Source organism: Massilia eburnea, from assembly GCF_009720745.1.
GTDB lineage: Bacteria > Pseudomonadota > Gammaproteobacteria > Burkholderiales > Burkholderiaceae_D > Rugamonas > Rugamonas eburnea.
On record NZ_WNKX01000001.1, the window covers coordinates 258,877 to 275,664 of the forward strand.

A 16,788-nucleotide genomic window follows, 5' to 3' on the forward strand; every position below is an offset into this window, starting at 1 on the left:
GAAAATCAAGAAATGGTCAACCTGAGTCCCCTCGCGCAGAAATTCATCCTCCACTTCGGCGAAATGGGCAGCCGCTGGGGGATCAACCGCACTGTCGGGCAAATCTATGCCCTGCTCTACGTCAGCAACCGTCCGCTGAATGCGGACGAAATCGCCGAACACCTGGAATTCTCACGCTCCAATGTCTCCATGGGCCTGAAGGAACTGCAATCGTGGCGCCTGGTCAAACTGCTGCACCAGCCGAACGACCGCCGAGAATACTTCGAGCCGCCGAAAGACGTGTGGGATATCTTCAAAGCCCTGCTGGAAGAACGCCGCCGCCGCGAAGTCGAGCCGACCTTGTCCATGCTGCGCGACGCCATGCTGGAATCGGCCGCCACCGAGGAAGACCGCTACGCGCAAGAGCGCATGCGTGAAATGTATGAGCTGATCGAACTTTCCAGCTCCTGGTTCGACGACGTGCAGCGCCTGTCGCCCGACACCCTGGCTTCGCTGATGAAGATGGGTTCCACCGTCAAGAAGCTGCTCGACGTGGGCGATGTCGTGCGCGGCAAATTCGGCTCGAACAACAAATGAAACGCCCCGCCCGCAGCAGCCTGGCAACCTTGATCTCGATCGCGCTGGTGATCAAGGTCGCGCTGCTGTACGCGCTGTGGACCCTGTTTTTCTCGCATCCCCAAACAAAAAAGATGCGGCTGCCGACCGCGCAGGTGGAGAACCACCTGCTCACAGCTCCCGCGCCCACCAACCTGGCCCCAAAGGTGAATGATGGCTCCCGTCGATGAAGTTGTCGCCCTGTCCCGGCTGCAGTTCGGGCTCACCGCGCTGTACCACTTCCTGTTTGTCCCGCTGACGCTGGGACTGTCCTGGATCCTGGTCATCATGGAGTCGGTCTACGTGATGACCGGCCGCGAAATCTACCGCGACATGACCAAGTTCTGGGGCAAGCTGTTCGGCATCAACTTTGCGATGGGCGTTACCACCGGCATTACGCTGGAATTCCAGTTCGGCACCAACTGGGCCTACTACTCGCATTACGTGGGCGACATCTTCGGCACTCCGCTCGCAATCGAAGGCATGATGGCCTTCTTCCTCGAATCCACCTTTGTCGGCTTGTTCTTCTTTGGCTGGCAGCGGCTCTCCAAGGTGCAGCATTTGAGCGTGACCTTCCTGGTGGCGCTGGGCTCGAGCCTGTCCGCGCTGTGGATCCTGATCGCCAATGGCTGGATGAACCATCCCATCGGCGCCGAATTCAACCTCGACACCATGCGCATGGAGTTGACCAGCATTTCCGACGTCATCTTCAACCCGGTTGGCCAGGTCAAGTTCGTGCACACCGTCGCTGCCGGCTATGTCACCGCCTCGATGTTCGTACTTGGCATCTCCGCCTTCTACCTGCTCAAGGCACGCGACGTGCCCTTTGCCCTGCGCTCGTTCGCCGTTGCCTCCGGCTTCGGCCTGGCATCGGCGCTGTCCGTGATCGTGCTGGGCGACGAATCGGGTTACACCGTGGGTGAAGTGAACAAGGTCAAGCTGGCTGCCATCGAGGCCGAATGGCATACCGAACCGCCGCCAGCCGGGATCACTGTCTTCGGCCTCCCAAATGATGAAAAGGAGCACACCGATTACGCCGTCAAGATCCCCTACGTGATGGGCTTGATCGCCACCCGCTCGATCGACAAACCGGTCATCGGCATCAAGGAATTAAAGCAGGGACACGAAGTCCGCATTCGCAGCGGCATGAAAGCCTACGCCGCGCTGATACGCATCAAGGCCGGCGACAAATCGCCGGAAGCGTTTGCCGCCTTCAAGGAACTGGAAAAAGACCTGGGCTACGGCCTGCTGCTGAAGAAATACACGCCGAATGTGGTCGACGCCACCGAAGCCCAGATCAGGATGGCGGTGAATGACACCATCCCCAAGGTAGCGCCGCTGTTCTGGGCCTTCCGCGGCATGGTCGCCTTGGGCCTGCTGTTCCTGTTCATTTTCGGCGCTTCGTTCTACTTCCTGATCCGCAAGCGGCTGGCGCCACAGCGCTGGCTGCTCAAACTGGCCGTGATTGCGATCCCCCTGCCCTGGGTTGCAGCGGAACTGGGCTGGATCGTGGCCGAATACGGCCGCCAGCCGTGGACCATCGCCGGCATCCTGCCGACGCATTTATCGGCCTCCAGCATCCAGCCTTCGAGCCTGTATTTCAGCCTGGCCGGTTTCGCCCTGTTCTACACGGTGCTGCTGATCATTGAGCTCAAGCTGATGTTCAAGTACGCCCGCCTCGGACCGAGCGCCCTGCACACCGGCAAATACCATTGGGAGCAGCAATCATGATCTTCGATTACGAAACCTATAAAGTGATCTGGTGGTGCTTCGTCGCCGTGCTGCTGCTTGGCTTTGCGCTGACCGATGGCTGGGACTTTGGCGTCGGCATGGCCCTGCCCTTCCTGGGCAAGGACGACACCGAGCGCCGCATCATCATCAACACCATTGGCCCCACCTGGGAAGGCAACCAGACCTGGTTCATCACCGCCGGCGGCACGCTGTTCGCCGCCTGGCCGCTGGTCTATGCCGCCGCGTTTTCCAGCCTGTATATCGCGTTGATCGTGGCGCTATTCGCCCTGTTCTTCCGGCCCGTAGGTTTTGACTTCCGCAGCAAGGTAGCCGACCCGCGCTGGCGCAGTACATGGGACTGGGGCCTGTTCATCGGAGGCTTCGTGCCGCCGCTGATCTTCGGCGTCGGCATGGGCAATGTGCTGCAAGGCATTCCTTTCCGATACGATGAATTGCTGCGACTCGAATACACGGGCAACTTCTTCAAGCTGCTGAATCCTTTCGGCCTCCTGTCCGGCGTGCTGGGCGTGGCGATGCTGGCGATGCACGGCGCCACCTTCCTGCACATGAAGACCGAAGGCGTGATTGCCGAACGCGCCCGCCGCATGGCGATGGCCGCCGCAGCGCTGACCGTCGTCCTGTTTGCCATCGCCGGCATGTGGGTCGCCACCGCCCTTCCCGGCTACCGCATCACCGCCATGCCGGATGCCGGCACAGCCTTCATGCCACCGGCAAAAACTGTCGTCGTCGCCGCCGGCGCATGGATGGACAATTACGGGCGCTGGCCGCTCATGTGGGCCTTTCCTGCCGCAGCCTTCCTCGGCGCACTGCTGGCGTTCGCGCTAAGCGCTGCACGCCGGGCGCTGGCATCGCTTTTCGCCAGCGGCGTGAGCGTCGCCGGCATCCTGCTGACAGCCGGCGCCGCCATGTTCCCCTTCGTGCTGCCATCCTCGCTGATGCCTTCGCACAGCCTGACGGCATGGGATGCCACTTCCAGCCATAAAACGCTGGCGGTGATGTTCTGGGTGGTGGTGATCATGCTGCCGATCATTTCGCTCTACACCAGCTGGGTATACAGCGTGGTGCGCGGCAAGGTGACCGCTGCCCACATCCGCGAAAACGAACATTCTGTCTATTGAAAGGAATCGGCCATGTGGTACTTCACCTGGATTCTCGGTATCGGCTTCGCATTGGCGGCCGCCATCATCAACGTGATGTGGCTGGAATCGAACTACTCTTTCGGCGAACGAAACGAGGACACGACGCGCGCCAGCTTCGAGTCCGCCCGCGACAAGGAGCAGTCGTGACGGCGCAAGACGTAACGGTCATTTGACCAGTACAGTAATGGCTGGAGAAAGCCAATTTGTCGCTGTTGCGGGCGACATGCGGCTCTTACACTGGAAAATATGAAAACCGTTCCCTTCAAGACTGTCGACGTATTCACCACTACACCGTTCAAAGGCAATCCGCTTGCCGTTGTGCTGGACGCGGCTGGCCTGACCGCCGCGCAGATGCAGCAGATCGCCAACTGGACCAACCTCTCCGAAACCACCTTCGTCCTGCCCGTCACCGCGCCCGACGCCGACTACCACGTGCGCATTTTCACGCCATGCGGCGAACTGCCCTTTGCCGGGCATCCGACCGTCGGCACCGCGCACGCCTTGCTGGAGGCGGGCATGGTCGAGGCGCACGGCGGCGCCTTGCTCCAGCAATGCCAGGCCGGCCTGGTTCGCCTGACGGTGGAGCATGCGCCGGACGGCGCGCGCTGGATAGCATTCGAACTGCCTTCCCCGGCTTGCACTGCACTCGATACGGCACAGGCCAACGCATTGCAAACCACCCTCGGCTCGGCACTGGCGCCGGGCGCCGAGCCTTACCTGGTCGACGTTGGGGCGCGCTGGATTATCGCGCAACTCCCCAGCGCTGAAGCGGTCCTGGCATGCGTCCCGGACCTGGCGAGGATGAAAATACATGACCTTGAAGGCCGCCGAACTGGCGTGGTGATTTTCGGCCCGCATGCACCGGGGACGCGGGCGCAAATCGAAGTGCGCGCCTTCGCGCCGGCAGTCGGCGTCAGCGAAGACCCGGTTTGCGGCAGCGGCAACGGCGCCCTTGCGGCCTACCTTCGCCACACCGGCCAGGCGGACGCCTTCGGCCGGGAATTCCTTGCAACGCAGGGCGCTTGCTTGGGCCGGGCGGGCACGCTCCGCTTGTCGATCAGCGATGAAGCGATCCGCGTCGGCGGCAACGCCCTCACCTGCGTCCAGGGAATGATCACGCTACCCTGACAACCTCCGGGTAGGCCGGCCGGGCGTCTTCGTGAAACAGATCCCCCAGATACAGGGCGAGATCGCCCTCATCGACATCGTGCGGGATAACAAAATCGGCCGGACGGCGCTTGCCATCGGCGCCGGGATAGAAGGCGGTCCACTGCTTGCCTTGGCGTTCGATATGGACACGTGTGCCGAACACATTGAACTTCAATGCCATTCAAAGCTCCTCGATGCGTAAGGCGCCCGACTGCAGCGGGCGCACAAGAATATTGTACACATCGATATCAAAACTGGCACTCGCCGCACGCGGCTTGTCGACACCGAGATAGCACCAGCGGTCGACGATGGCCCGTTGCAGCAATCCGGCCGATTGCTCGACGATCGCCACCGCGCCCGCGAATGGCCAGCGCGTCACGCGCAAAGGTTCCAGCGCCAGCCGTACGCGCGCAGCGTGGTCGGCCGCCGATTCCTCACCGGTGCAGGCGCCTTTGCAGCGCGCCACCTGGCGCGCAAAGCATGGCCGACCCGGCGTGCCCTTCTCCAAGCCCGTCGCCACCGTGCACAGGCCTCGTACATGCACCACGTCGCGCAAGGTCTCGATGGCGGCCTTCTTGCTGCCGAACAGGCCGTACAGCTGCTCGGCCAGCGCAAAATCGACGTCGCGCGCAAAGACGATCTCCGGCACTTCGCCCGCCATGCTGATGGAGCACATTTCCCGCAGCCGGCGCAGCTTGGAGTTGAAGACCGGCTGGTGTTTTTTGACCAGCTCCGATTCGCGCAGCAAGGCGCCGATTTCCCCTCCGGTGCGCTCAAAGTCGATCGTGGCCGACTTCGCCAGCATCTGCATTTCTTCCGCCGTACGCATATGCGACAGCACCCGCGTGCGGATATTCACGCTCTTGCCGATGTAGATCGGCTTGCCGCTGGCATCGCGGAAGATATAAATGCCCGGCAGCGAAGGCAAGGCATCGATGCATTCTCGGGGGATGTGGGCGGGATAGCTGAAGTTCAATACGGGGTCGCTGACCACCAGCAGTCCCACCGAATTGACGTGGGTGCGCATGCGGCCATGATACCATTCGGGCCGTCATGAAATACCTCAGCGCTTACTCAGAACAGACACTTTCACAGGTCCGCCAGGTAATGGACCAGGGCCGCCTTGGCGAAGTGCTATTGCAACGTTATCCGAAAGCCCACGAAATCCGCAACGACCGTGCGCTGTACGACTACGTCCAGGATTTGCGCAATGAGTTCCTGCGCAATGCGGCGCCGATCGACAAAGTGGCCTTCGACAGCAAGATCCACGTCATCAACCATGCGCTTGGCCTGCACACTTCTGTGTCACGCGTCCAGGGCGGCAAGCTGAAGGCCAAGCATGAAATCCGGGTCGCCACGATGTTCAGGGAAGTACCGCTGGAATTCCTGCGCATGATCGCGGTGCACGAACTGGCCCACGTCAAGGAAAAACAGCACGACAAGGCGTTCTACAAGCTGTGCACCTATATGGAGCCGAACTACCACCAGTACGAGTTCGACACCCGCCTATACCTGACCCACCTCGACGCCTCAGGTAGCCGCCTTTGGTAGCAACCTGGCGCAGAGAACGGCGATTTGCCGGCGCACACGCCAGAAATCGAAGCACATTCCCCCGAACGCAATCGGCACTGCTAGCCAAATAAGGGCCGGGTACCGGTAAAAGCAATAGCCGATCAGCGCTCCCATCACCATCCGGAACAGCATATTAAATCCCGGGTGGGCGACGATAGCCCGATTGGCCGCCTGCACGATCGCAAATGCCTCGGCTTCGTCAAACCGTTTCAATTCTGGGCAAAATCGCCGGTAAAAGGGCAGCAGGTTGATCAACGGCTTCTTGCGAGGCCATTCCGCGCGCGCTTCGCGCAAAATGGCCTCCGCCCTGGCATCCGCCTCACGGTGATTCAGCATTTGAGGCTTTGCACCAGGGCCATTGGCGATGCGTTCACACGCACCAGCGCCGCGTGCTGTGGCTTGATAAAGCCCTGGTCGCGGGCGTGCTCGATGAAGCCAATCAGCTTGTCGTAGAAACCATCGACGTTCAGCAACCCGACCGGCTTGCTATGGATGCCTAGCTGCGACCAGGTCAGCATCTCGAACAATTCTTCCAGCGTGCCCATGCCGCCCGGCATGGCGATAAAGCCGTCCGACAGCTGCGCCATCATGGCTTTGCGTTCATGCATGTCCTTGACGATGAACTGGCGCGTCAGGCCCGTATGGCCCACTTCGCGCTCCACCAGCGCGTTCGGGATTACGCCGGTCACTTCGCCGCCGAGACGCAGCACTTCGTCAGCAATCACGCCCATCAGGCCCACATTGCCGCCGCCGTACACGAGGGCCAGGTTCTGCTCCACCAGCGCCGCGGCCAAGGCGCGCGCCTGTTCCGCGTAGCGCGGGGAGGCGCCGGCATTGGCGCCGCAATACACGCAAATCGATTTCATTTGAGCTTCTTCAGGTATTCTTCGGACAGTTTCTGGAACAGCAGGCTGGTTTCGCCGCGCAGGTAGGGCCCGATCTGGGACAGCACCTGGTAGCAGCCGCGCGCCAGCGCGTCAGCCATCGATTGCTGTTCGGAGTATTTGCGCGGGTTGCGCACGTATTCGTAAGACAGCCAGTATGTCGCCACCACCACCATATTCACCGACATCGCATCGATCGCCATGTCGCTCGCCTCCAGCGAAGCTTCGCTGCGCAAGTCCAGGCAAAGATTGCGCGCCACCTTGATCTTGTGGGCCAGCAGCTCCTTGAATTCCAGTTCCAGCTTGCGGTTGCGCGACAGCAGGTCGTTCAGGTCGCGGTAGAAGAAGCGGTAGCGCCAGATCAGCTCAAACATCAGATGCAGGTACAGCCACACGTCCTCGATATTCGAACGGCGCCCGCTCGGCACCTGCAGCATGCGCTCCGCTTCGGCCTTGAACTGGACGAAGATGGAATTGACGATATCGTCCTTGTTCCGGAAATGGTAATAGAGGTTCCCCGGGGAGATATTCATCTCCTCGGCGATAACGGTGGTCGTGATATTGGGCTCGCCGAACTCGTTGAACAAGCGCAGCGAGAGTTCCAGGATGCGTTCGCGGGTTCGTCTTGGCGCTTTTTGTAGCATAACAGGGGCTCTATTGATTCCCCTGCAAGGATATCACTATTAGAACTTTTCCAGAAGTTACGCTTTTTTGGTTGTGGCCTTTTTGACGGGCTTTTTCACCAAAGCCTTCAATTCCTCGACCTGGCGGCTCAATTCGTCGACCCGGTCGATCAGGGCGTTGATGTCCTGCCGCATCGGCACGCCGATCGATTCGAGCGCCCGCGTGACGCGTTCTTCGAATACCTTCTCCAGCGAATTGACGGTTTCGCGCACATGGCCGATGCGGTCGCCCTCCACCGCGCGGGCACGTTTTTGCAGGTCGCTGAAGGCGCCCAGGCCCGCCTTCCAGATTTCCTGCGCCGACTCGCGGACGGCCTTGGTCAGCCGTTCTTCGCTCTCCTCAAAAGACTTCGCTTTCTTACCCATGGCGGCGGCTCCTGTCATTATTGTGGGGCCATTGTATGCCGCACACGCTAGACACAGGCTTCTAATTGAGGTACTGCGGCGCCCTCAGTTGCGAATGCAGGCGGAAGCCTTCGCGGATATTTTCGCGCAATACCGCGCCCTTCCACGGCTTGGTGTAGAAGCGGTCGATGGCGCCGTGGTTGATGGCGGCCATGATCGGCGTCAGGTCGGCGTAGGCCGACAGCATGATGCGGAAGGTGTCTGGCGCCAGGTTCTTGACCCGCTCCATGAATTCCGTCCCCGTCATCATCGGCATGCACTGGTCGCACAGGATGACCTGCACGCGGTGGCGCGCCAGCACGTCGAAGCCCTCGGCCGCCGTCTGCGCCGTCAGGATGCGGTAGCCGTCCTGCGCCAGGAAGTCGCTCAGCACGTCCAGCATGAAGGCGTCGTCATCGACAATCAGCAAGGTTTGCTGGTCGACGATGTTCTCGTCCGTCGGCGCCTGCAGGTGGCGGCCTTCGCGCAGCATCTGCACGAAATCGCCCTCCGCCAGCGGGCGGCTGAAATAATAGCCCTGCATTTCGTCGCAATCGTGGCGCCGCAGGTAGGACAGCTGGGCATCTTTTTCCACGCCCTCCGCAATCACCTTCAGCTTCAGGCTGTGCGCCATATTGATAATGGCCAGCACAATCGCCGCATCGTCCGGGTTGCTGGTCACTTCGCGCACGAAGGCGATGTCGATCTTCAGCTTGTCGATCGGGAAGCGCTTCAGGTAGGCCAGCGAGGAGTAGCCCGTGCCGAAATCGTCGATCGAGATCTTCACGCCCAGCGCCTTCAGGTTCTGCAGCACGGTGATGGTTTCTTCCGCGTTCGACATCAGCGAGCTTTCCGTCAGTTCGAGCTCCAGCAATTCAGGCGCAATATCGTTCTCCTTGATGGCCTGCATCACCTCCTCTTCCAGGCCGCCGACGAAGAACTGGATGCCGGACACGTTCACCGACAGGTGGACCGCGCCAACATGGTTCTTGCCCCACTCCGCAATCTTGCGGCAGGATTCGTGGATCACCCAGCTGCCCACGCGCACGATCAGGCCCGTCTCCTCCAGCAGCGGGATGAATACCGCCGGCGATACCAGGCCATGCCCCGGCCGCTCCCAGCGCAGCAGCACCTCGGCGCCGCTGATGCGGCCCGACGAAATATGCACCTTGGGCTGGTAGTACAGCCGGAATTCATTATTGTCGATGGCGCGGCGCAGCGCGTTTTCCATGTCCAGCCGCGCCAGCGATTGCGCATTCATCTCCGCCGTGAAGAAGCGGAAGGCGTCGCGGCCAGCCTCCTTGGCCCGGTACATCGCCGTATCGGCATACTGGATCAGGGTATCGGGATCGCTGCCATCGTCCGGGAAGACGGAAATGCCGATGCTGGCCGTCACCGTCACCTCATGCCCCTTCAGGTCGAAGGGCTGGCGCATCGCGTCGCGGATCTTGTCCACCACCGCGATGGCGTTCTGCGCCCCTTCCGGCAGCATCAGGATCGCCGCGAACTCGTCGCCGCCGAAGCGCCCGATGGTGTCGCGCACGCGCAGGCATTCCACCAGGCGGCTGGAGAACTGCCGCAGCAGCTCGTCGCCGATGGTATGGCCCAGCGTATCGTTGATGTTCTTGAAGCGGTCCATGTCCAGGAACAGCACCGCCAGCGCCCAGTTATGCTCGGCCGCCTGTTTCAGCGACAGCATCAGCGAGTCATAGAACTGGCTGCGGTTCGGCAGCCCGGTCAGCGTATCGAAGTGGGCCAGCTTGAGCAGCCGGCGCTCGGCCTCCTTGCGCTCGGTGATATCGCGCGCCACCGCCACCAGGATCCAGTTCTGGCCCGAGCGCAGGGTGCGCCGCTGAACTTCCACCGACAACGGCGTGCCGTCCTTGCACTCGAGCAGAAGCTCCGCCATCGCCCCGCTCTGGTCGCCCGCCAGCAGCTTGTCATACAAATCCTGCAGCGGCTGCAGGCCCGCGTCGGAATCGCGGTCCGGTCCCACTTTCAGGAATTCTTCGCGTGCAAAGCCCAGCATGCGGCAGGCTGTCACGTTCACGTCGATGAAACAGGAATTGGCGCGATCGACCAGGAAGATCGCATCGGCCGTCGCATCCATCGCCAGCCGGAAGCGGCGCAAGTCCTCGTCCAGGCGGATGCGCGCATTCATGTCCAGCTGCAGCTGCGCATGGTGGCGGCTGATTTCCTCATACAGCAGCAGGTTTTCATAAGCGACCGAAATCTGCGCCGCCACCGTCACCGCCACCCTTTCGTCGACTTCGTTGAATTCGTCGGCGCCCAGCTTGTCCACCAGGTACAGCCAGCCGTGCACGCGCTCGCGCGAGGCGATCGGCACGCCGAGGAAGGAATGCACCTGCGGATGTGCTGCCGGCAGGCCGATTTCGCGCGGGTCGCCGCCCAGGCGGCTCATGCGCACCGGCTGCCGCTGTTTCAGCAGGCTGTCCAGGATACCGGCGCGCCCCTGGCTGGCCACCACGCGCGCCTGTTCGCCCACCCCGCAGGAAGCAAAATAGCTGGTTTCGTTCGCGTCCTGCTCCAGCACACCGATGCAGGCGAAACGCGACACGCAGATATTCTGCGCCACCCGCACGCCGATCTCGATCAGGCCCTGCGCATCGCGTTCGGCGCCAAGCTCGATACCCAGTTCGATCAGCGCCGTCAAGCGCAGGCTGACCGCCTGCAGGCTGGAGAGGGAGCGCGAGAGGCGCTCCGTCATCTGGTTCAGGTGTTCCGGCTCGCCTTCGTGCGCTTCGCCGTTGTTGGCGATGCGGGTAATCAGCTGGCTGCTCGATTCCAGTTCATCGATATACTCGGCGACCTTGTGCTCGATGTCGAACAGTCGTCCCTGGCTGGGCGGCTCCGGCGCAAACGCCGGCAGTGTTTCGGCCTGCTCCGCCATGCCCAGCGCCTCGTGCACCGTTTTCAGGATCACGTCCGGATCGGAAGGCTTGGGCAGCACCCAGCGCACGCCGCAAGCCTCGGCCACCGCCATCGCTTCACGCTCACGGTAGGTCGCTGTGTAGAAAATGATCGGCACGTCCGCCAGTTCCGGCTTGCTGCGGATGCGGTTGACGAACTCATAGCCATCCATATTGGGCATCAGGATGTCGGAGATGACCAGGTCCGGCTTCTCCGTTTCCATGACTTTCAGGCCTTCCATGCCGCTCGACGCTTCCAGCAGGCGGTGGCCGCTGTAGCCTAGAAGCGTCATCAGGAACTCCCGGTTCAGCACGTGGTCATCGACGATCAGGATCGTCGCGATGTCGTTCTCATCCCGGGGCGACATCTCCCCTGGCAAAAAAGACTCGATTTGCGAGACAAAGGTGTCCGGTTCGATCGGTTTGCCGATGTAGCCGTCGAAGCCTGCGGCCAGCAGCTTTTCACGGTCGCCCACCATGGCCAGCGCCGTCACGGCCAGCGCCGGGATGTCTTTCAGGTTGGGATCCTGCTTCAGTTGCGCCACCACGCCGTAGCCATCGAGCTTGGGCAGGTGCACGTCGCAGATAATCAGGTCGGGTACCTCGCGGCGCGCGACGTCCACACCTTCCTCGCCGTTATGGGCGAGCAGGGGCTGGTAGCCGAATGCGCGGAGCAGGTACACCATCAGCTCCATATTGGTGGGATTGTCTTCGATGATGAGGATGCGTGCTGACATTGGTACTCCTGTCACTGTGTCGCCTCTAGTATCCGCTATTCCAGCGGCAGTGTGAGCACAAAAATGCTGCCATTACCCGGTTTATCGACATACCGGATCGATCCGTTCAACAAAGTGGCCAGTTTCTGGCTCAAGCGAATACCCAGCTGCTGCATGATATCGTCGGTGACGCCGTTCCCGGTAGCGCCGATACTGACTTGCACCGCCGGCCTGCCCTCCGCCATGCCGCGTTCCAAGGCGATACTGATTTCGCCCTGCTCGGTACATTTGATCGCATTATTCATCAGGTTCGAGAGGATCTGCTGCAAGGCGCGGCGGTCGGTGCGCGACACCACCGCCTGCGGCGGCGCGCGAAAATGCAGCACCAGGCCCTTATCCCTGGCCTGCGGCCGGAACACCAGCGCCAGCTCTTCGACGATGGCGCGGAAGTTGACCGGTTCCGGGTGCAGCGCCACCTTGCCCGAAGTGACTTTCGCAAAGTCCAGCAAGTCGTTGATCAGTGACAGCAAGTGGCGCGCGCTCGCTTGCACGGTGCGCAGCTGCTTGTCCTGGTCGGCGTTCAAAGGCCCCGGCAGTTGCATCAACAGTGTTCCCGTGAAGCCGATTATGGCATTCAGGGGCGTACGTAATTCATGCGACATGCTCGCCAGGAAGCGCTCTTTGGCCTGGCCGGCCTTGGCCAGTTCGCTGATGTCGCGCACCGCATGCAGCGCCAGCGCGCCATGGGCGCCGCGGATGGTGCTGGCCTTCACGTCAGCCGGAAAGCTTTCGCCATCCTTGCGCTTGCCATGCGGCTCCGGCATGTTGGGCAGCACCGCTTCCAGCGCCATGCCCTGCAATTCCCCCGGCAGGTAGCCGAACAAATCTTCCGCCAGGCGGTTGGCCAGCACGATCCGGCCAAATGCATTGGCCATCACGATGGCGTCCGGCATGGACTCAAGCAGGCTGCCGAAGCGCTGTTCGGCATCCGCTGTGTCCGCATGATCGATCTTGCCGAAGTCTGTCGCCATCGCCCTGCTTTCTAAATGATACTCACAGATTCACGTAGAGAATTGCAGCGTTTCTTGCTTGGCCTCAAGGCAAGTCTAAGTGATCGCCATAATCTCCGCAAGAATGTGCTTGGCGATATCGGGGTGGCGGCCCATGGCGACGTGGCCGACGCCGGGCAGTGCGATATTGCGGGCGCCGGGCAAATGGCAGGAATCCTGCGGTGCGATGATGTTGTCGTGCCAGGAGTAGATAGAAGTAATCAGGCGGCGCTGCGCGCGGTCGTCGGCATCGAGCTGCGCCAGCCAGTCCCCGTTGCGCCGCATCTGGCGCGCGTTATGGCCCGGTCCCATGTGCGCCAGGTCGGTGCCGTAGTGCGGCGTGCCGAGAGTGATGATGCGCGCCACATGGTCCGTACCAAAACGGCGCAGCCAGGCGCGCGCCACCAGGCCGCCCATGCTGTGCGCCACGATGATGACTTTCTCGCTGCGGCTGGCGGCCAGCAAGGCCTGCACCGCCTGCTCAAGCTGCACGGCAAAATCCTCGATATCGCCGAACACAGGTTCCAGGTCGACCGTTGCATGGCTGTAGCCTTGCGCTTCCAGTTGCGCTGACAGGTGCACCCAGAAGCCGCCGTTGGCGCCATAGCCGTGCACCATCAGCACCGGATAACCGCGCGGCGCGCCGGCCAGGTGCATGCGCGGGCGGTGCCGCAGCATATGCCAGGACGTCGCCGCCATGGTCGACGCAAACTCGTGAAAGAACAGCTGCAAGTGCTGCAGCCGGCCCAGTTGCGCGTGTTCCGGCACCGGCCGCAACGTCATGCGGAAGTTATTCGCCGTGATGGCCATCCGTACCAACATTACAACGATTGCCGCCAGCAGCAGCGCTACATCGGCCGGCAGCAGGCGCGCGAAAGCCCATGCGATGACGATCGCGCTGGCCACTTGCAGAGCCATGATCAGCATCAGCATGCGCTTTACCATTGGTCAGGCCTTCGCTCCCAGGCGTTCGGCCAGGCCGCTCGCCAGGCGGGCCGTGACGCCGTAGATCGACAGCTGGGGATTGGCGCCGATGGAAGTCGGGAACAGCGAGCCGTCGTGCACCGACACATTGCCGATGCCGCGATACACGCCGTCCGGCGCCACGACGCCGCTGGCGGCGTCGCCGCTCATGGCGCAGCCGCCCATCACGTGGGCGGAGACCACGCGCGTCAGCAGCTTTTGCATTGGCAGCGCGGCGATGGCCTGGCGCGCCTCGTCCCAGTTCTTGTACGGCTGCTTGACCAGCTCATGCACCGGGCTCACTGCATCGGCGCCGGCGGCGAACTGGATCTCGGCCATGGTCAGCAGGGCGCGGCGCGCGCCCTCCCAGAAATAGGGCGTCAGCGGATAGTCCAGCTGGGGCGAGCCGTCGCTGCGCAGGGTGACGCGGCCGCCCGCGGCCTCCGGATGGAAACCGTCGCGCAGCAGCGCCAGCATGCCTTGCACCTGGGCGAAGCGTTTCATCAGGTTGGCGTGCGAGGCGCCGAAAGCGGACAAGGTGGTCGCCCCCAGCACCGGGTGCAGCGGGGCGACTTCCAGCTTGTAGCCCATTGGCCCGTCCACCGGCTGCGTGTGCAGGAAATGGTCGGAATACACCGTCTGCGGCGCGCCGTTGAAGGCTTCCACCGGCTGCGGATAGGTGCCCATCGAAATCACCACCGGGTGCAGGAAGGTACGCTGGCCGAGCAGCTGGTGCGGATCGGGCGCGCCGGAGCGCAGCAGCAAGGCCGGCGAATTGATTGCGCCGCCGGACACCACGAAATGACGCGCCTTGATCGTCAGGCGATGGCCGGTCGGCTGCTGGCCGTCCGCGCTGAGCGCAACGCACTCCAGCGCGCTGGCCTGGCCGCCGGCCAGCGCAAAGCGCTCGGCGCGCGCGCGCGTCAGCAGCACGGCGCCCTGTTGCAGCGCGCCGGGAATGGTGGTGACCAGCATCGACTGCTTGGCATTGGTCGGGCAGCCCATGCCGCAATAGCCCAGGTTCCAGCAGCCGTTGACGTTGCGCCGGATCAGGCCAGTCTTGATGCCCAGCTTGTCGGCCCCCTGGCGCAGCAGGTCATTGTTCTGGTTGGGCGGCGCTTCCCAATTGCTGATATGCAGGCGCTCTTCCATCTTCTGGAACCAGGGCGCCATCGCTTCCACGCTATAGTCGTTGAGCGCGTACTTCGACTGCCACCAGCCCAGCGTGTCGGCCGGGGTGCGGAAGCTGGACGTCCAGTTGACCACCGTGGTGCCGCCCACAGTACGGCCTTGCAGGATGTTGATCGACTTGTCGACGGTCTTGCGGGCTGCCGATTCCTGGTACAGCGCAGGGTAGGCATCGGCCTCGCGCATCTTGAAATCTTTCGACGATTTCAGCGCGCCCTCCTCCACCATCAGCACTTTCAGGCCGGCCCTGGCCAGGATTTCAGCGGTCACGCCGCCGCCCGCGCCGGTGCCCACCACCACCACGTCGGCGTCGAAGCTGCGGTCTTGCGTGAGCGTGGCGGCGTCGATGACTTGCCACCCGGCGGCGATGCCGGCCTGGATAGGATCTTGAATTGGACTGGTCATGCGCTCAGCTCCTTCATCGGCCCCGGGTAGCCGATGGCCGCCCAGGTCGAAGGTTCGGCATACCAGCCGCCAATCACCAGGTCATGCAGGCCGTGATAAGCCGTCTGCAGCATTTCAGTACGGTGGGTGCGCCAGCTTTGCAGGAATGCGGCAATCTGCTCCGGCGTCGCTTCCTGCCAGGCCGGCACGCCGGCCAGCAGGCGGCGCGTGGGCGCCATATTGAGCAAGCCAAACAGGTCGCTGATTTCCTTCTGGGTGCGCAGCGGCAGGCCGTTGATGGCGCCCGCCACGCGGTCAATCGCAGCGTCGAGTTCAGGAAGCGCCGGGGAAAGCCCGGTAATCGCCGGCACCAGCTTCGCCAGCATGATGCGGCCCTGCTGGTCGAGCGCGAAACGCTCGGGCGTGGACGGGCGCAGTTGCCGGTACACGGCCCCGCCCGCGATAAGCGCCAGGCCGCCCAAGAGCCCGGCCTTCAAAAATGATCTGCGTTGCATCGAGTCTCCTCTTTTTTATTAGGAGGATTCTAAGGACGCCGCCGGGTCCCGGCTAGAGAAAGCCCTCTAATCCTTGCGGCTGCGAACCTGCATCTGGCGCGCAATGCCGCGCAGGATGTTGACTTCTTCCGTCTCCAGCCCCGCACGCGCAAACATGCGTTTCAGTCGCGGCATCAGCTTGCGCGGATTGTTGGCGTCGAGGAAGCCGAGGTCGACCAGGGCCTGTTCCAGGTGCTCGTACATCCCCTCGATCTGCGCCGCGCTGGCCGTCTCGCCATGGAAACCTACCGGGCTGGCGGCACGCTGCCCGTCCAGCGCCGCCATGCGGCACTCGTACACCAGCACCTGCGCCGCCTGGGCCAGGTTCAGCGAAGAATAGTCGGGATTGGCGGGAATATTCACCAGCACATTGCACGGCTCGACGATTTCGTTCGGCAGGCCGAAGCGCTCATTGCCGAAGATCAGGGCGGCGCGCAGTTCCTCGCCCCCGGCCAGCTGGCCGGCGAATTCGCGCGGCGTCACCACCGGCGGCGAAAACTCGCGCAGGCGCGCCGATACGGCCGCCGTGAAGTTGATGCCTTCCAGCGCCTCCGCCATGCTGCCCACCACCCGCGCCGACGCCAGGATATCCTGCGCGCCCGAGGCAAAAGCTAGCGCTTCCTCATGCTCGCACGCCCCTTCAAAGCGCGGATTCACCAGCACCAGGTCGGAAAAACCCATGGTCTTCATGGCGCGCGCCACCGATCCGATATTGCCCGGGCGGCTGGTTTCCACCAGGACGACACGAAGGCGATGGAAGGCGGAGGATGCGGTTTCGGTCTGCTTCATTTACAATAGCGGGATTCTGCGTTGGCCCGCATTTTACTCTGCCAGCCCGACGCGCCGC

The 16,788-nt window shown here is 62.5% G+C and carries 19 protein-coding genes; 7 read left to right on the forward strand and 12 right to left on the reverse strand.

Annotated features, from left to right (window positions below):
• The first annotated feature begins 12 nt into the window (after positions 1-12).
• The 6 genes from GM658_RS01260 to GM658_RS01285 all read left to right on the forward strand — a co-directional run bounded on the left by GM658_RS01260 (position 13) and on the right by GM658_RS01285 (position 4,613).
• Complete coding sequence (locus GM658_RS01260; protein ID WP_155452198.1) at positions 13-576, forward strand: GbsR/MarR family transcriptional regulator; 564 nt, start codon at positions 13-15, stop codon at positions 574-576.
• On the forward strand, positions 573-785 hold the full coding sequence (cydP, locus tag GM658_RS01265; protein ID WP_155452199.1) for a cytochrome oxidase putative small subunit CydP: 213 nt from the start codon (positions 573-575) through the stop codon (positions 783-785). Before GM658_RS01260 ends, cydP begins: the two co-directional genes overlap by 4 nt.
• Entirely contained in the window at positions 769-2,325 is a 1,557-nt protein-coding gene (locus tag GM658_RS01270; RefSeq protein WP_155452436.1) for a cytochrome ubiquinol oxidase subunit I, read from the forward strand. The genes cydP and GM658_RS01270 overlap by 17 nt, the downstream gene beginning before the upstream one ends.
• The gene (cydB, locus tag GM658_RS01275) at positions 2,322-3,464 is read left to right on the forward strand and encodes a cytochrome d ubiquinol oxidase subunit II (RefSeq protein WP_155452200.1); all 1,143 of its coding nucleotides are present in this window, start codon (positions 2,322-2,324) and stop codon (positions 3,462-3,464) included. Before GM658_RS01270 ends, cydB begins: the two co-directional genes overlap by 4 nt.
• Before the next feature lie 12 nt (positions 3,465-3,476).
• A complete protein-coding gene (gene cydX, locus GM658_RS01280; protein WP_155452201.1) occupies positions 3,477-3,632 on the forward strand; it encodes a cytochrome bd-I oxidase subunit CydX in 156 nt (51 codons plus the stop codon).
• Positions 3,633-3,731: 99 nt separating this feature from the next.
• Entirely contained in the window at positions 3,732-4,613 is an 882-nt protein-coding gene (locus tag GM658_RS01285) for a PhzF family phenazine biosynthesis protein (RefSeq protein ID WP_155452202.1), read from the forward strand.
• Here the strand turns inward: GM658_RS01285 and GM658_RS01290 are convergent.
• Positions 4,600-4,815 (reverse strand): DUF7661 family protein, encoded by a 216-nt coding sequence (locus GM658_RS01290; RefSeq protein ID WP_155452203.1) that lies wholly within the window; start codon positions 4,813-4,815, stop codon positions 4,600-4,602. The genes GM658_RS01285 and GM658_RS01290 overlap by 14 nt on opposite strands.
• Positions 4,816-5,661 (reverse strand): endonuclease, encoded by an 846-nt coding sequence (locus GM658_RS01295; RefSeq protein WP_155452204.1) that lies wholly within the window; start codon positions 5,659-5,661, stop codon positions 4,816-4,818.
• Positions 5,662-5,687: 26 nt separating this feature from the next.
• Between GM658_RS01295 and GM658_RS01300 the strand changes: the two genes are divergently transcribed.
• Entirely contained in the window at positions 5,688-6,185 is a 498-nt protein-coding gene (locus GM658_RS01300; RefSeq protein ID WP_155452205.1) for a YgjP-like metallopeptidase domain-containing protein, read from the forward strand.
• Here GM658_RS01300 and GM658_RS01305 read toward each other — a convergent pair.
• From GM658_RS01305 to GM658_RS01350, 10 genes are all read right to left on the reverse strand, one after another.
• Positions 6,165-6,542, reverse strand: coding sequence for a hypothetical protein (locus GM658_RS01305; RefSeq protein WP_155452206.1), 378 nt, complete (start codon positions 6,540-6,542; stop codon positions 6,165-6,167). The two genes, GM658_RS01300 and GM658_RS01305, sit on opposite strands and share 21 nt — an antisense overlap.
• Positions 6,536-7,072, reverse strand: coding sequence for an LOG family protein (locus GM658_RS01310; protein WP_155452207.1), 537 nt, complete (start codon positions 7,070-7,072; stop codon positions 6,536-6,538). Before GM658_RS01310 ends, GM658_RS01305 begins: the two co-directional genes overlap by 7 nt.
• On the reverse strand, positions 7,069-7,734 hold the full coding sequence (locus GM658_RS01315) for a TetR/AcrR family transcriptional regulator (RefSeq protein ID WP_155452208.1): 666 nt from the start codon (positions 7,732-7,734) through the stop codon (positions 7,069-7,071). The genes GM658_RS01310 and GM658_RS01315 overlap by 4 nt, the downstream gene beginning before the upstream one ends.
• A 57-nt stretch (positions 7,735-7,791) precedes the next feature.
• Positions 7,792-8,139 carry a phasin family protein gene (locus GM658_RS01320; RefSeq protein ID WP_170298625.1) on the reverse strand — a complete coding sequence of 116 codons (348 nt, stop codon included), beginning with the start codon at positions 8,137-8,139 and terminating at the stop codon, positions 7,792-7,794.
• Between the two features lie 61 nt (positions 8,140-8,200).
• Entirely contained in the window at positions 8,201-11,824 is a 3,624-nt protein-coding gene (locus GM658_RS01325; RefSeq protein WP_155452210.1) for an EAL domain-containing protein, read from the reverse strand.
• Positions 11,825-11,859: 35 nt separating this feature from the next.
• Positions 11,860-12,834 carry a sensor histidine kinase gene (locus GM658_RS01330; protein WP_155452211.1) on the reverse strand — a complete coding sequence of 325 codons (975 nt, stop codon included), beginning with the start codon at positions 12,832-12,834 and terminating at the stop codon, positions 11,860-11,862.
• A 75-nt stretch (positions 12,835-12,909) separates the two neighbouring features.
• Complete coding sequence (locus GM658_RS01335) at positions 12,910-13,785, reverse strand: esterase/lipase family protein (RefSeq protein ID WP_229416704.1); 876 nt, start codon at positions 13,783-13,785, stop codon at positions 12,910-12,912.
• A 15-nt stretch (positions 13,786-13,800) separates the two neighbouring features.
• Positions 13,801-15,408 (reverse strand): GMC family oxidoreductase, encoded by a 1,608-nt coding sequence (locus GM658_RS01340; RefSeq protein ID WP_155452213.1) that lies wholly within the window; start codon positions 15,406-15,408, stop codon positions 13,801-13,803.
• A complete protein-coding gene (locus GM658_RS01345) occupies positions 15,405-15,902 on the reverse strand; it encodes a hypothetical protein (protein ID WP_155452214.1) in 498 nt (165 codons plus the stop codon). The genes GM658_RS01340 and GM658_RS01345 overlap by 4 nt, the downstream gene beginning before the upstream one ends.
• Before the next feature lie 66 nt (positions 15,903-15,968).
• The gene (locus tag GM658_RS01350; RefSeq protein ID WP_155452215.1) at positions 15,969-16,730 is read right to left on the reverse strand and encodes an RNA methyltransferase; all 762 of its coding nucleotides are present in this window, start codon (positions 16,728-16,730) and stop codon (positions 15,969-15,971) included.
• Positions 16,731-16,788 lie beyond the last annotated feature (58 nt).